Origin of the sequence: Bacillus cereus group sp. BfR-BA-01330, from assembly GCF_022663885.1 — a bacterium.
GTDB classification, from domain to species: domain Bacteria; phylum Bacillota; class Bacilli; order Bacillales; family Bacillaceae_G; genus Bacillus_A; species Bacillus_A cereus.
Map to the genome: position 1 here is coordinate 185,446 of NZ_JAKUGK010000002.1, position 14,992 is coordinate 200,437.

Genomic DNA, 14,992 nt, shown 5'->3' on the forward strand with positions numbered 1-14,992 from the left:
GGACTTTAGAGAAAAATTATGTTTTTACTTCTGAAATAGACAACCTCTGCATATGGTTGTACAAATATATTCTTTTTTAGAATACGAAGTTAGTAACTGTTACGGGAGAAGGTGGAAGAATGAAACAGTGGCTAGCGGCAATGGAAACATCCGTGCTTGTTATGGGGGCACTTCGATTATTTTCAGGTAGTGCGGAGATATTTGCTGCTTTGCTTATGCTTTATGTGAATGATGCGAAGAAAGCGTTGTTTATAAATGGTATGTTGGCGTTTGTTGGACCTACCGTATTAATTTTAACAATGACAATTGGGATAGCGAGTGTAGCAAGTGAAATTTCTTTCTTGAAGCTCTTTTTTCTAGCGCTTGGAATTTGCTGTATTTTTATCGCATTACTGAAATAGTAAGTCGAGTATAGTGGGGAGAAGCCGATGAAAGAGGTATTAGAAGTTTTACCAAAAACGATGAAGTACTTAATTGAAGAATGTAAGCAATACGATGCTTTAGAGGAAATTCGTGTTCGAATTGGAAGGCCGCTAGAGTGTATTGCACACGGAAAGGTGTTTTTTTATGACTATATCACTACTGCAGAGGATGCTATTTACTTATTGAATAAATTAAGTCAATTCTCAATTTATACGATGGAAGAGGAATTAAAACGTGGGTATGTGACGCTTCGCGGGGGGCATAGAATCGGGTTAGCAGGAAAAGTCATTACAGAAAAAAGCGCAGTGAAAATGATTCGTGATGTCTCTTCCTTTAATATTCGTATTGCTCGTCAAAAAATAGGGATTGCTGAACCGCTTTTGCCATATTTGTATGAAAAAAGGTGGTTAAACACGATGGTAATTGGCCCTCCCCAAACGGGAAAAACGACACTTTTAAGAGATGTAGCACGTTGCATGAGTCAAGGGGTAAGTGCTTCGGAAATTCCTTCCTGTAAAGTGGGGATCGTTGATGAACGTTCAGAAATTGCTGGCTGTGTGAAAGGAATCCCGCAATATGATTTTGGTACCCGAGTCGATGTGTTAGACGCATGTCCAAAGGCAGAAGGAATGATGATGATGATTCGTTCTATGAGTCCTGATATTTTGATCGTAGATGAAATTGGCCGTAAAGAAGATAGTGAAGCAATTATGGAGGCAGTGCATGCAGGTGTTCAGCTTTTTATAAGCGCACACGGATTTTCCTATGAGGATGTTGTGAGACGTCCATCGCTCAAGGCAGTGCTAGAGCTTGGTATATTTGATAGGTTTGTGGAGTTGTCAAAAGCGAGGGGTCCAGGAACGGTTATGCAGGTGAAAGATAAATATGGAAAACCAGTGTTATCAAATAGAAAGGCTGAGGGCGTATGGTGAAAATATTTGGTGCAGTGTTAATCGTTGCGGTCAGCACCTTTTTCGGGTTTTCGTACGCTAAAAGATACAGTGAGAGGCCGAGGCAACTTAGGTTATTAAAATCAGCACTTCAATCATTAGAGGCAGAAATTATGTATGGACACACACCTTTATCTGAGGCTGCCGAGCGATTAGTTAAACAAATGCCAAAGCCATTAAATTGGATATTTCAAAGTTTCGCTAAAAAACTAGAAAGTGGAGAACAAACGGTAAGGGAAGCTTGGATAGATAGTTTGAAAGAGAATTGGAAGTTGACGGCTTTTCAACAAACCGAGTATGAAATACTGCAGCAATTTGGTGAAACGCTCGGGCAACATGATCGTGAATCACAACAAAAACATATTCGCTTATGTATTACACATTTGGAGAGAGAAGAAGAGGAAGCGAAAGCTTTACAACTGCAATACGAAAAAATGATTAAGAGCTTAGGGGTACTAGCAGGGCTACTAATTGTAATTTTACTGCTATAGGGGGGAGAAAGGCGATGTCCATTGATGTTGGATTAATATTTCAAATCGCCGGAATCGGCATTGTTTTAGCTTTCATTCATACTGTACTAAAAGAATTGAAGCGTGAGGATATTGCAAATTGGGTTATCCTTGTCGGTTTTGTCGTCATTTTATTTCATGTTGCATTTTTAATTAATACGCTATTCGACAAGATTAAAAGTGTCTTTCTCTTCCAGTAAAGGAGGCGGTTCGAATCGAAATTATACAAATTGTCGGATTAGGCCTCGTTGCTACGTTTTTAGCTGCTGTTTTGAACCAGCATAAATCTAGTATTACATCTTTATTTATTGTGTTCGTAGGTAGCGTGATGTTTCTTATTTTAATCGATCAAATTCATTCTATTTTACAAATGATTGAGAGAGTAGCGAGTGAAGCGAAAGTTAGTAACGTCTACGTGGAAACGTTACTAAAGATTATTGGAATTGCTTATATTGCCGAGTTTGGAGCTCAAATTACAAAAGATGCTGGTCAAGGTGCCATCGCTTCGAAAATTGAACTTGCTGGGAAAATCTTAATTCTCGTTATGGCAATTCCTATTTTGACGGTTGTAATTGAAACTATTCTCGGATTTTTACCGACGGGATAAGGGGGAGTGAATGTTGAGGAGGTTTGGAGCTAAGCTGCTATTTGCTTGCTTCCTTTTCTTTTCTTTACCGGTTGTTGTACAAGCTTCTCCTGTAGAAACAAACGTCGTTGATCAACAATTGGATAAGCTCGGAATTGAAGATGTGAAGCAATTTTGGGACGGGCTTGTTACAAAATATGGAGGCTATTTGCCAGAGAGTCAAAAAGGGAGTTTTATGGAGTTTGTAAAGGGAGAAAAAGAATTCTCTCTAAAAGAGTGGATGATAGGGTTATTAAAATATTTATTTCATGAGCTTGCAGCTAATGGAAAACTGCTTGGCACACTCATTATGCTCACAATCTTTAGTGCATTGTTGCAATCACTGCAATCCGCTTTTTCAAAAAGTAGTGTAAGTAAAATTGCTGATGCTGTTGTATATATGGTACTTATTATTTTTGCTTTAAATAGTTTTTATGTCGTTATGACATATGCAAGAGAAACGATACAAACAATGGTAGATTTCATATTAGCGCTATTGCCAATTTTATTGGCGCTTATAGCGACTGGTGGCGGGGTTGTATCTGTATCTTTCTTTCATCCGATTATCATTTTCTTAATGAATACAAGCGGGCTTCTTATGAATTATATCGTTCTACCGCTTTTATTACTGGCAACGATATTAAGTATTGTAAGTACAATGAGTGATCAATATAAAGTGACGAAATTGTCCAAGCTTCTGCAAAACGTTAGCGTTGGGATTATCGGTATTTTCTTAACGATTTTTTTAGGAGTATTATCTGTACAAGGAACAGCAACAGCCGTTGCTGATGGAATAGCTGTGAAAACTGCTAAATTTGTAACAGGGAACTTCATTCCAGTAGTCGGAAGGATGTTTACAGAAGCGGCAGATACTGTTATTAGCGCATCAGGGTTATTGAAAAACACAGTCGGAATTATTGGGCTCGTCATTTTATGTTTAATTGTTGCTTTTCCAGCGATTCAAATTTTCTGTATCGCATTTATTTATAAATTCGCAGCAGCAGTATTGCAACCGGTTGGCGGCGGAGCAATTATTCAATGCTTAGACATTATTGGACGAAGCATCATTTACGTATTTGCTTGCTTAGCTATCGTATCATTTATGTTCTTTTTAAGTATTACAATTATTATTGCTGCGGGGAATATTACACTTATGATGCGGTAGGAGGTGAAGAGTATGCAATTTGTTACAGAGTGGATCAGAAATATTATCGTTTTTTTGCTCTTAGCGACAATGCTTCATCTTATTCTTCCAAATTCGAATTTGCAAAAATACGTTAAATTCGTTGTAAGTCTTTTGTTAGTCGTATTAATTTTAACACCCCTTTTTAAACTATTGCAGACAGATGTAAATGAAGTAATTGCAAATTTTAATGAAGAAAAGTACGTAGCAGAAGGATCTGTAAAAAATTCAATAGATTCGAAGAAAAAAGAAATACAAGCTCTAACACGTGCATATAGTTTAGAAGAGATGGCTACCAAAATGAAAAAAGAAGTAGGAAAAGAGTTTGAGAAACAGTATGGTATGTCAGTCTCTGAAATACAAATAGTCGCAGCGGAAAGCACAGCGGAAGTAAAGTCAGCGAAAGATATTCAATCTGTTGTTGTGACGTTAAAAGAAAAAGAACGTAGTAAAAATGATGCAATCGAAACAGTAAAACCAGTTGAAATTAACACGAAAGAACCACCGGAAAAAGTAGAGGAAACGAATGTAGAAATGAAAGACTTCTTTTCAAGCAGGTGGCAACTAGAGAATAAACAAATCCAAGTTCAAATGGAAGGGAGGACAGGTAGAGTAAATGGACAATAAAGATAAAAATTCGAAGTTCTCATTTTTTCGAAACTTATTGAATGGAGATGAAAAAGAAAGTAATGAGAAGGGAAGAAAGGTAACACCTAAGTTCTTACTTGTCCTACTCATACTTGGAATTTTGCTTATGTTTTCTAGTAGTTTTTTTTCAAGTAAAAAAGAAGAAGTACCTGTATTTAAAGAACAAAAAACTCAAAACCAGGAAAAAGATGTACCAACTTTTGGACAAAAAAATAATGATAATATGTCAAATGTAGAAAAATATGAAAAAGCGTATGAACAAGAATTAAAAACTGCTTTAGAAGAAATAGCAGGAGTAAAAGACGTAACGATTAAAGTGAATTTAGATTCATCTGAAGAAAAAATTTTAGAAAAAAATACAGTGAAACGCTCACAAACAACAGGTGAAACAGATAAAACAGGCGGTAAGAGAGAAGTAGAGGACGAGTCTCTTGATGAAAAGACTGTCATTATACGTGAAGGGGATAAAGAAACTCCTGTTGTTTTACGAACAGAGAAGCCGAAAGTACGTGGTGTTCTTGTCGTAGCAAAGGGAGTGGATAATATACAAGTTAAAGCAATGGTAAAAGAAGCTGTGATAAGGCTGCTAGATGTACCGGCCCATCGCGTTTCAGTTTCACCGAAAAATTGATAGGGAGGAAATAAAGTGTTAAAAAAACAAACAGTTTGGTTATTAACGATGTTAAGTTTAGTTGTTGTACTATCTGTGTATTACGTGACAACTCCTGACAAAATGAATACAGCATCGCCGGCAACAGGTGAAAAGATTGGACAAGAAAAACAAGGTACTGATAAAGCAGTAACAAACGAAGCGCCTAAAGAAACTCCGAAAAAAGAAAATACAAGCAAGGAAACAACAAATAAAGAAACAGACAAAAAAGAAAATGCAAAAAAAGAAACAAGTAAAAAAGAGGGCAATGTATCAGTTCAATCAAGTGATGAGAATTTCACAGCTTTACGTATGCAAATGGAAGATCAGCGTAGTGAACAAAAAGCAAAATTACAAGAAGTGATGAGTTCAACAAAAGCTTCAGCAACAGAAAAGAATAAAGCGAAAGAAAATTTTGATGCCATTACGACAATGGAAACGAAGCAAGAATTACTTGAGACAGTAATTAAATCTCAAGGAGGATATCCAGATGCTCTTGTAAGAGCTGATGGCACTGATATTAGAGTAACGGTTAAAGCGGCAAAACATTCACAGAAAGAAGCAAATAAAATTATTCAACTTGTAAGAAGTGAAGGCGGATCAAAAGATGTAGGTGTGAAATTTGATCCACCAGCGAAATAAGTGAAACTTTAATCCGTAGGGATTTCCCTGCGGATTATTATCTTTTACTAAGCAAAGGGTATGCAAATAGTAAAATAGAGTATGTAAGTAAATGTGTGAATAGAAAAAAGCTATCATTTTCGATAGCTTTTTTCTATGTCGTCTTTGTAATTATTTTTACTATGTTCAACTCGGAATGGAGAAACACGTTGTGAGTAAAAGATTAATGGTTCATGGTACTGATGATTACTTTTTCCGGATTTGACGTGGATGAAAAGAACGCATGCCCAAACGATTACGGCAGGTAAAAAGAGAATGAGCCATATCATATTTCCACACCTCAACACAATATATTTTCTACACTTTGAACATACTATTCTTATATGAAGGAATGATGAACGGCGTGTAAACAAAAAAATAATATTTGGTAAAAATATGTTATTGACTATAGGTGTGGTGAAGAGTGAGGAGGGAATGGCATGTTTGCTTTGTAACGTTTTGCAAAAGTAGTGAATGTTTTTTAAGAAGTGGTCTTGCCAATTTCATGTGAAACTTGGTATTATTACTAGGTATTAAATTTTTATTGGAATAATATTTTTACAGGAATTTCGATTTATTATAAAGAAATATAAATTGGAATGTTTAAAAAATTTATCGTAAGATGGAAATAGTAAATATTTCTATTAGTTAATGAAATATATTTTCTAATAGAGTACATCGTATTTTTACAGTCAATCTAGTTTTCGTGACGAGAATCTGTAAAAACGGGACAAACAAGAATATGGGAGTGGATTTTACATGTTTAAAATTCAAGAAGTTCGTGAATTAATTAAATTAATTGATAGCTCTAATATTGATGAATTTGAATACAAAAAAGACGGTACAACAATCAAAATGAAAAAGCGTGGTAATGAAGTTGTTGCTGTGCAAGCACCTGCAGCAAAACAAGCTATGCAACCAGTAGCGCCTGTTGAAGTTGAAACGACAGTAGCAGCAGCGCAAGCAGAAGTGCCAAAACAAGAAGAGAAGAAGGTTGTTCAAAATGAAAACCTACATAAAATCACATCACCGATGGTAGGTACATTCTATTCTTCTTCTTCGCCTGATACACCTCCATATGTAAGTGTTGGGGATAGAGTATCGAAAGATTCTATCGTATGTATTGTCGAGGCTATGAAGTTATTTAACGAAATTGATGCTGATGTAGAGGGCGAAATTGTTGAAATTCTTGTTAATAACGGACAGCTTGTTGAATATGGACAACCGCTATTTCTTGTAAAAGCGTAATAAGGGAGTCTTTGTGATGATAAAAAAAGTATTAATAGCCAATCGTGGGGAAATTGCTGTACGAATTATTCGTGCTTGTAAAGAAATGGATATTGAAACAGTTGCAATTTATTCAGAAGCAGATAAAGAGTCACTTCACGTACAGATTGCAGACGAGGCGTATTGTGTAGGACCAACGATTTCGAAAGAAAGCTATTTAAATTTGACAAACATTATTAGCGTTGCGAAGTTAACAGGCTGCGATGCTATTCATCCGGGATACGGATTTTTAGCAGAGAATGCAGATTTCGCAGAGTTATGCCGTGAATGTAACTTGATTTTTATCGGTCCAAGTCCAGAAGCTATTTCAAAGATGGGCACAAAAGACGTTGCTCGTGATACAATGAAAGAAGCAGGGGTTCCGATTGTACCAGGTTCACAAGGGATTATTAAAAATACCGAAGAAGCGATTGAGCTTGCTAATCAAATTGGATATCCAGTTATTATTAAAGCGACTGCAGGTGGCGGTGGAAAAGGTATTCGTGTTGCACGCCATGAAGAAGAGCTTATAAAAGGAATTCAAATTACACAGCAAGAAGCTAGTACCGCTTTTGGGAACCCTGGTGTATACTTAGAAAAGTACGTTGAAGATTTCCGCCATGTTGAGATTCAAATAATGGCAGATACACACGGAAATGCCATTCATTTAGGAGAGCGTGATTGTACAATTCAGCGCCGTTTGCAAAAACTATTAGAAGAAAGTCCATCACCTGCACTTGATGAAGAGATTCGCAAGCAGATGGGTGAAGCGGCAGTTAAAGCGGCGGTAGCGGTTGATTATACAGGTGCTGGTACGGTTGAGTTTATTTATGAATATAAAACGAAAACCTTTTACTTCATGGAGATGAATACGAGAATTCAGGTTGAGCATCCGGTTACTGAAATGGTAACAGGAATGGACTTAATTAAAGAACAAATTCTTGTTGCTTCAGGAGAAAAGTTATCGTTACAGCAAGAAGAAGTACAATTTAATGGTTGGGCAATTGAATGTCGAATTAATGCGGAAAACCCTGCCAAAAAATTTATGCCATCTCCAGGTAAAGTAGAAATGTACTTACCACCAGGAGGATTTGGTATTCGCGTCGATTCAGCTGTATATCCGGGATATTCAATCCCACCTTTCTATGATTCGATGGTTGCTAAATTAATTGTTCACGGAAAAACACGTGAAGAGGCAATTGCAAAAATGAAGCGCGCACTTAGTGAATTTGTCATTGAAGGCGTACATACAACAATCCCGTTCCATTTGCAATTGCTAGATCATCCTGATTTTGTAAAAGGTGAGTTTAATACGAAATTTTTGGAAGAGCATGAACTTGTGACGCAGTGATACATTAAAGGAGGTTTTTTTCATGGCTGAACATATGTTAGATATGGGTCAAGATACAACTCTTGGTAAAGTAGAAATTGCACCAGAAGTAATTGAAGTAATTGCAGGTATTGCAGCTGCTGAAGTAGAAGGTGTAGCGGCAATGCGCGGTAATTTTGCTACAGATGTTGTTGAGAAGTTAGGTAAGAAAAATCATGGTAAAGGTGTAAAGGTTGAATTAGCAAACGAAGATATTATCGTTGACCTTTATGTTGTAATGTATTTTGGTGTAGCAATTCCAGTTGTTGCACAAAAGATTCAAGACAATATTCGCCAAGCACTCTTTACAATGACAGGACTTGAGCCAAAAGAAGTGAATGTTCACATCGTTGGCGTAACATTCGAAACACAAAAAACAGAAATCGAACCAGTGTAAGAATGAAAAGGTGCCTAGTAACATAGGCATCTTTTTTATCGTTTCATTTCTTCACAAATTACAACCCTCTAATTATTATACTATTTCAAAAAATAAGAAATAAACAAGAAAATGTGTCGTTTTTCCAAAAAACGTACATTGTGATAAGATATGGAACTTGAAGTTAATCTTTTTATTATTTTTCAGCCTTGTAACCCGTGTGTGAAACGATAAATTGTGTTATTATCATTGTATTATAAGGTTGGAAAATCAATGAAAACTGTAAGAGTAAGTGAATTGACGGCTTATAAATTATAATAATATAACAAAGTATAAGGAAAGACTTGAAGCATAAAGGAGAGTTACAATGAAACGTAGGACGGCTAGAGAAAGAGCAATGCAAGCATTATACCAAATGGATATTACAGGTGAATTAGAACCGAAAGTAGCAGTGGAAAACACGCTAGATGAAGGCGAAGAAACAAATGAGTTTCTAGAGTCACTTGTAGTAGGTTTTGTAGAAAATAAAGAAGCAATCGATGAAGCGATTCGTCAAAATTTAAAAAAGTGGAAGCTTGAGCGTATTAGTATTGTTGATCGCAGTATTTTACGTGTAGCTGTGTATGAAATGAAATACATGGAAGAAATTCCACACAACGTAACAATTAACGAAGCAATTGAAATTGCTAAAACATTTGGGGATGAGGAATCTCGTCGTTTTATTAACGGCGTTTTATCTAATATAAAAGATACACTGTAAATTCTTTAAGGGGGAATCTTAAAATGGTAGCAGTAATCATCAAAGGAAATGAAGTTGCGGAGAAAAAACGAGCACAATTAACAGAAGAAGTTGTGAAGTTGAAAGAGCAAGGTATTGTACCAGGATTAGCAGTTATTTTAGTTGGAGAAGATCCAGCATCTCGTTCTTATGTGAAAGGAAAAGAAAAAGGCTGTGAACAAGTAGGGATTTACTCAGAGCTAATTGAACTTCCTGAAACAATTACTGAGGAACGTTTGCTTGCTGAAATCGATCGCTTAAATGGCGATGACCGTATTAATGGCATATTAGTGCAATTACCTTTACCAAAACATATTGAAGAAAAAGCTATCATTGAAAGAATTTCACCAGAAAAGGATGTAGACGGATTTCACCCAATCAGCGTGGGACGTATGATGACGGGACAAGATACATTCCTTCCATGTACACCGCATGGTATTGTAGAATTAGTAAAAGAAACAAATCTTGATATTTCTGGAAAACATGTAGTAGTAATTGGAAGAAGTAATATTGTCGGTAAACCAGTGGGGCAATTGTTTTTAAATGAAAATGCTACTGTCACATATTGTCATTCTAAGACGCAAAATATGAAAGAGTTATCGAAGTTAGCTGATATTTTAATCGTAGCTGTTGGACGACCTAAAATGATAACAGCGGATTATATTAAAGAAGGGGCGGTTGTAATTGACGTTGGTGTTAACCGTTTAGAAACAGGAAAACTTTGTGGTGATGTTGACTTTGACAACGTGTTAGATGTTGCGGGTTACATTACACCTGTGCCAAAGGGTGTTGGTCCAATGACAATCACAATGCTTCTTCATAATACTGTTGAATCTGCCAAACGTGCAGGTGTCGTTTGTAAATAATTTGAGTCGGCTATGAGGAGAGAGAAATGGAGAAGCAATATTTAACCGTTACAGCGTTAACACGCTATATAAAAACAAAAATAGAATATGATCCGCATTTGCAGTCTGTTTGGTTAAAAGGTGAAATTTCCAACTTTAAAAATCATAGCCGTGGCCACATGTATTTTACATTGAAAGATGAAAATGCAAGAATCGCAGCGGTTATGTTTGCGGGCCATAATCGTAATATTAAATTCAAACCTGAAAATGGGATGAAGGTACTCGTGAAAGGAAAAATCTCTGTTTACGAGGCGAGTGGTTCTTATCAAATTTATATTCAAGACATGCAGCCTGACGGAGTCGGAAATTTACATTTAGCGTACGAACAGTTAAAAGTTCGTTTAGAAGAGGAAGGACTTTTTTCTCAAGTTTATAAAAAAGCGATTCCTCCTTACGCTAAAACAATAGGTGTGATTACGTCGCCAACAGGAGCAGCGATTCGTGATATTATAACAACGATTAAACGTCGTTATCCAATTGGGAATGTTATTGTATTTCCGGTACTTGTACAAGGGGAGTCAGCGGCTCCCTCGATTGTACAAGCGATTCGTACAGCGAATGAAATGGGAGAGATAGATGTACTAATCGTTGGTCGTGGTGGAGGTTCTATTGAGGAATTATGGGCTTTCAATGAGGAAATGGTTGCAAGAGCAATCTTTAAGAGTGAAATTCCTATTATTTCGGCAGTAGGCCATGAAACAGATTTTACAATTGCAGATTTTGTTGCAGATTTACGCGCGCCAACACCGACCGCAGCAGCTGAGCTGGCAGCACCTAATATTATAGAGTTACAAGAAAAGGTATTACAAAGAACTCTGAGATTGCAAAGAGCGATGAGAGAGTTAGTACATAAAAAAGAAGAAAAACTACAAGTGTTGCAAAAATCGTATGCGTTCCGTTATCCAAGACAAGTATATGAGCAAAAGGAAGAGCAATTAGATAGAGCGCTAGAACAGCTTGTTTTAGCGAAAGAGCGCTATATTGATAAAAAGGTGAATCAGTTAAAGCAACTTTCATTTTATTTAGAGAAGCACCACCCATCTCAAAAAATTATGCAAACGAAGGTAGCTGTGGAAACGTTGCAAAAGCAATTACAACGTGAAATGCAAACGTTACTTCAAACGAAAGAATTTGCCTTTGTAAGAGCTGCTCAAAAACTTGAAGCATTAAGTCCGCTTAAAGTAATGATGAGAGGGTACGGGCTTGTATATGATGAAGAGAAGCAAGTGTTAAAAAGTGTGAAAGATGTAAGCCTTGGAGATGCTGTTTCAGTTCAATTACAAGATGGAATACTAGATTGTAGCGTATCAGGCATAGAGGAGCGTGAATTGAATAATGGAAAATAAATTAAGCTTTGAAGAGGCAATTTCGCAACTTGAGCATCTTGTTTCTAAGCTAGAACAAGGTGACGTACCTTTAGAAGAAGCGATTTCTTATTTTAAAGAAGGTATGGAATTATCTAAGCTTTGTGATGAGAAGCTGAAGAATGTACAAGAACAAATGGCAGTTATTCTTGGGGAAGATGGAGAGCTTGAACCGTTTACTGCTTTAGGAGATGAAGCATAGTGACGATTGCTTTTGATACTTTTTTGAAAGAAAGTAAAACTTTCGTAGAAGAAAAACTTGTAAGCTATGCAAATGGATTACAATGTCCAAATGTACTTCGTGAAGCGATGGCATATTCTTTGGAAGCGGGTGGAAAACGTCTCCGCCCGTTACTTTTGTTTGCAACATTACAAGCGTTTGGGAAAGAAAGAAATCTTGGAGTAGGTGCAGCTTGTGCTCTTGAAATGATTCATACATATTCGTTAGTTCATGATGATTTACCTTGTATGGATGATGATGATTTAAGAAGAGGAAAGCCCACAAATCACAAAGTATTTGGTGAAGCGATGGCAGTTTTAGCAGGAGATGGCTTATTGACATATGCTTTTCAAGTTATTATGGCATATGAGCAAAAAGAAATTTCTGCTGAAAAAAAAGTAAGACTTGTACTTGAACTCGCAAAAGCAGCAGGACCAGAAGGAATGGTTGGCGGACAAGTGGCAGATATGGAAGCGGAAGGGAAACGCCTTACGATTGATGAATTGGAGTACATCCATAAACATAAGACCGGAAAACTACTTGAATTTGCTGTACTTGCGGGTGCGATACTTTCTGATGCGACAGAAGAGCAAGAAGAAAAGTTGCTTACGTTTGCCAAATATATCGGTCTAGCTTTCCAAATTCGAGATGATATTTTAGATGTGGAAGGAACTGAAGAAGAGATTGGAAAACCGATTGGTAGCGATCTTTCTAATGAAAAGAGCACATATACGACGTTGTTTACTGTAGATAGAGCAAAGGAGATTTTAGAAGAAACAATTGCAGAAGCAAAAGGTGCGATTAGCTCCTTGCAATTACAAGATGAATATTTACTATCTATTTGCGATTTGATTGCAAAACGTAATAACTAATATAACAGCGTTTTCATTTGTTGAGTCATTCATCATTTTATGATATAAATGTAGGAAAAGGTTTTTCTTTTCTTGTTATTGGCAAAAATATATGTAGATTACATTGCCGTTATCACTTCGTGTTAGCGGCTATTTTTTTCATCGCCTAAAGAAATATGGTTTATAATAGGATTAAGGCGCAATAGACTGGTTAATAGCGGGACAAGACGAAAAATAGAAAAGAGAATTTCTTGTTTTGTGTAAATGTTTTTTATAATATTTGACATGTTGACAGATTATGAAATGAAAGTGAGTGATCCGTGTGGATCTAACGCAAATTCAAAACCCTAGTTTTTTGAAAGATATGTCTATCAGTGAACTAGAGGGATTGAGTGAGGATATTCGTAAGTTTTTAATTGAAGAGCTCTCTCAAACAGGTGGACATATTGCACCTAATTTAGGTGTAGTAGAACTCACAATTGCTCTGCATAAATTATTTGATAGCCCGCAAGATAAATTTTTATGGGATGTAGGACATCAATCCTATGTACATAAAATTTTAACTGGACGCGCGAAAGAGTTTGGTACATTAAGGCAATATCAAGGTCTATGTGGTTTCCCGAAACGTTGTGAGAGTGAGCACGATGTATGGGAAACTGGTCATAGTTCGACTTCGTTATCGGCTGCAATGGGAATGGCTCTGGCACGTGATTTAAAGAAAACGAAAGAATATGTTATACCAATTATTGGAGATGGTGCTTTAACAGGCGGAATGGCTTTAGAGGCATTGAACCATATTGGACATGAAAAAACAGACATGATTGTTATTTTGAATGATAATGAAATGTCAATTGCACCAAACGTTGGTGCGCTTCATAATGTGCTCGGTCGTTTACGTACCGCAGGAAAATATCACTGGGTAAAAGATGAATTAGAGTATATATTAAAGAAAATCCCAGCAGTTGGCGGGAAAGTGGCTGCGACAGCAGAGAAAATAAAAGATAGTCTTAAATATTTACTAGTATCTGGTGTCTTTTTCGAAGAGTTAGGCTTTACATATTTAGGTCCAGTCGATGGGCATGATTATGAAAAGTTATTCGAAACGTTGCAATATGCAAAGAAAACAAAAGGCCCAGTACTCGTTCATGTTATTACGAAAAAAGGAAAAGGTTATAAACCGGCTGAGAGTGACGTTATTGGAACTTGGCATGGAACAGGACCTTATAAAATTGAATCAGGTGACTTCGTTAAGCCGAAAGAAGTTGCACCAGCATGGAGTGCTGTCGTTAGTGAAACAGTACTTAAGCTAGCGAGAGCAGATGAGCGTATCGTAGCAATTACACCTGCAATGCCTGTTGGATCAAAACTTGAGAAATTCCAAAAAGAATTCCCAGATCGTATGATTGATGTAGGTATTGCAGAACAGCATGCTACAACAATGGCAGCAGGTATGGCAACGCAAGGAATGAAGCCATTCTTAGCGATTTATTCAACATTTTTACAAAGAGCATATGACCAAGTTGTTCATGATATATGCCGCCAAAATTTAAATGTTTTCATCGGAATAGATCGTTCGGGATTAGTAGGAGCAGATGGTGAAACGCATCAAGGCGTATTTGATATCTCATTCTTACGTCACTTGCCGAATATGGTGCTTATGATGCCGAAAGATGAAAATGAAGGGCAACATTTAGTTTATACGGCGATGCAATATGAAGATGGACCAATCGCATTGCGTTATGCGCGCGGTAATGGACTTGGCGTTCATATGGATGAAGAATTAAAGGCGATTCCAATCGGTACGTGGGAGACGTTAAAAGAGGGTACACAAGCAGCTATTTTAACGTTTGGTACGACAATACCAATGGCAATGGAAGCAGCTGAGCGTCTTGAAAAAGCTGGGGTTTCAGTGAAAGTAGTGAATGCTCGCTTTATTAAACCAATGGATGAAGCATATTTACATGATCTTCTAGGAAAGAATATACCGATTTTAACGATTGAAGAAGCTTGTTTAATCGGTGGTTTTGGAACAGGAGTAGTTGAATTTGCATCTGAAAATGGTTACCATAGTGCATTAGTTGAACGAATGGGTATTCCAGATCGCTTCATAGAGCACGGAAGTGTAACAAAATTATTAGAAGAAATTGGTTTAACGACAGATGCTGTTGTAGACCGTATTCATACAATGATTCCATCAAAACAAAAAAGGGCGTAAC

19 protein-coding genes are annotated in these 14,992 nt (G+C 36.8%); 18 read left to right on the forward strand and 1 reads right to left on the reverse strand.

Translation table 11 applies throughout. The features are described 5' to 3' along the window. The first annotated feature begins 119 nt into the window (after positions 1 to 119). From MR112_RS06760 to MR112_RS06800, 9 genes are read left to right on the forward strand one after another with little or no spacing between them, the layout of a single operon-like run. Positions 120 to 401, forward strand: coding sequence for a YqhV family protein (locus tag MR112_RS06760; protein WP_000816050.1), 282 nt, complete (start codon positions 120 to 122; stop codon positions 399 to 401). A gap of 27 nt (positions 402 to 428) precedes the next feature. Further along, positions 429 to 1,355 carry a stage III sporulation protein AA gene (gene spoIIIAA, locus MR112_RS06765; RefSeq protein WP_000665905.1) on the forward strand — a complete coding sequence of 309 codons (927 nt, stop codon included), beginning with the start codon at positions 429 to 431 and terminating at the stop codon, positions 1,353 to 1,355. Beyond that, the gene (gene spoIIIAB, locus MR112_RS06770; protein ID WP_000238702.1) at positions 1,349 to 1,864 is read left to right on the forward strand and encodes a stage III sporulation protein SpoIIIAB; all 516 of its coding nucleotides are present in this window, start codon (positions 1,349 to 1,351) and stop codon (positions 1,862 to 1,864) included. Before spoIIIAA ends, spoIIIAB begins: the two co-directional genes overlap by 7 nt. A gap of 14 nt (positions 1,865 to 1,878) precedes the next feature. Next, a complete protein-coding gene (gene spoIIIAC, locus MR112_RS06775; RefSeq protein ID WP_000020914.1) occupies positions 1,879 to 2,082 on the forward strand; it encodes a stage III sporulation protein AC in 204 nt (67 codons plus the stop codon). A gap of 23 nt (positions 2,083 to 2,105) precedes the next feature. Then, the gene (gene spoIIIAD / locus MR112_RS06780) at positions 2,106 to 2,489 is read left to right on the forward strand and encodes a stage III sporulation protein AD (protein ID WP_077393170.1); all 384 of its coding nucleotides are present in this window, start codon (positions 2,106 to 2,108) and stop codon (positions 2,487 to 2,489) included. 10 nt (positions 2,490 to 2,499) lie between these two features. Next, positions 2,500 to 3,672 carry a stage III sporulation protein AE gene (gene spoIIIAE / locus MR112_RS06785; protein ID WP_000946110.1) on the forward strand — a complete coding sequence of 391 codons (1,173 nt, stop codon included), beginning with the start codon at positions 2,500 to 2,502 and terminating at the stop codon, positions 3,670 to 3,672. Positions 3,673 to 3,684: 12 nt separating this feature from the next. After that, a complete protein-coding gene (gene spoIIIAF, locus MR112_RS06790) occupies positions 3,685 to 4,317 on the forward strand; it encodes a stage III sporulation protein AF (RefSeq protein ID WP_061687156.1) in 633 nt (210 codons plus the stop codon). Further along, positions 4,307 to 4,969, forward strand: coding sequence for a stage III sporulation protein AG (spoIIIAG, locus tag MR112_RS06795; protein ID WP_000368880.1), 663 nt, complete (start codon positions 4,307 to 4,309; stop codon positions 4,967 to 4,969). Before spoIIIAF ends, spoIIIAG begins: the two co-directional genes overlap by 11 nt. Positions 4,970 to 4,984: 15 nt before the next feature. After that, complete coding sequence (locus tag MR112_RS06800) at positions 4,985 to 5,629, forward strand: SpoIIIAH-like family protein (protein WP_000914710.1); 645 nt, start codon at positions 4,985 to 4,987, stop codon at positions 5,627 to 5,629. A 113-nt stretch (positions 5,630 to 5,742) separates the two neighbouring features. Here MR112_RS06800 and MR112_RS06805 read toward each other — a convergent pair whose 3' ends face one another. Continuing rightward, positions 5,743 to 5,937, reverse strand: a complete 195-nt coding sequence (locus tag MR112_RS06805) for a hypothetical protein (RefSeq protein WP_002179810.1) — start codon at positions 5,935 to 5,937, stop codon at positions 5,743 to 5,745. 469 nt (positions 5,938 to 6,406) lie between these two features. Here MR112_RS06805 and accB point away from each other — a divergent pair, with 469 nt between their 5' ends. The 9 genes from accB to dxs all read left to right on the forward strand — a co-directional run bounded on the left by accB (position 6,407) and on the right by dxs (position 14,991). Then, positions 6,407 to 6,895, forward strand: coding sequence for an acetyl-CoA carboxylase biotin carboxyl carrier protein (gene accB / locus MR112_RS06810; RefSeq protein WP_000472866.1), 489 nt, complete (start codon positions 6,407 to 6,409; stop codon positions 6,893 to 6,895). 16 nt (positions 6,896 to 6,911) lie between these two features. Further along, entirely contained in the window at positions 6,912 to 8,264 is a 1,353-nt protein-coding gene (gene accC / locus MR112_RS06815) for an acetyl-CoA carboxylase biotin carboxylase subunit (protein ID WP_000592871.1), read from the forward strand. Positions 8,265 to 8,286: 22 nt separating this feature from the next. Then, a complete protein-coding gene (locus MR112_RS06820; RefSeq protein ID WP_000807630.1) occupies positions 8,287 to 8,679 on the forward strand; it encodes an Asp23/Gls24 family envelope stress response protein in 393 nt (130 codons plus the stop codon). A 346-nt stretch (positions 8,680 to 9,025) separates the two neighbouring features. Continuing rightward, positions 9,026 to 9,418: a N utilization substance protein NusB gene (gene nusB / locus MR112_RS06825; RefSeq protein ID WP_000830247.1), complete on the forward strand. Its 393-nt coding sequence runs from the start codon at positions 9,026 to 9,028 to the stop codon at positions 9,416 to 9,418. A gap of 23 nt (positions 9,419 to 9,441) precedes the next feature. Next, positions 9,442 to 10,302 carry a bifunctional methylenetetrahydrofolate dehydrogenase/methenyltetrahydrofolate cyclohydrolase FolD gene (gene folD / locus MR112_RS06830; protein WP_000226732.1) on the forward strand — a complete coding sequence of 287 codons (861 nt, stop codon included), beginning with the start codon at positions 9,442 to 9,444 and terminating at the stop codon, positions 10,300 to 10,302. 26 nt (positions 10,303 to 10,328) lie between these two features. Then, positions 10,329 to 11,687 carry an exodeoxyribonuclease VII large subunit gene (xseA, locus tag MR112_RS06835; protein WP_000415249.1) on the forward strand — a complete coding sequence of 453 codons (1,359 nt, stop codon included), beginning with the start codon at positions 10,329 to 10,331 and terminating at the stop codon, positions 11,685 to 11,687. Continuing rightward, a complete protein-coding gene (gene xseB, locus MR112_RS06840) occupies positions 11,677 to 11,907 on the forward strand; it encodes an exodeoxyribonuclease VII small subunit (RefSeq protein ID WP_000428423.1) in 231 nt (76 codons plus the stop codon). The genes xseA and xseB overlap by 11 nt, the downstream gene beginning before the upstream one ends. Next, complete coding sequence (gene ispA, locus MR112_RS06845) at positions 11,907 to 12,797, forward strand: (2E,6E)-farnesyl diphosphate synthase (protein WP_000150381.1); 891 nt, start codon at positions 11,907 to 11,909, stop codon at positions 12,795 to 12,797. Before xseB ends, ispA begins: the two co-directional genes overlap by 1 nt. Before the next feature lie 301 nt (positions 12,798 to 13,098). Further along, positions 13,099 to 14,991 (forward strand): 1-deoxy-D-xylulose-5-phosphate synthase, encoded by a 1,893-nt coding sequence (dxs, locus tag MR112_RS06850; RefSeq protein WP_000366452.1) that lies wholly within the window; start codon positions 13,099 to 13,101, stop codon positions 14,989 to 14,991. Position 14,992 lies beyond the last annotated feature (1 nt).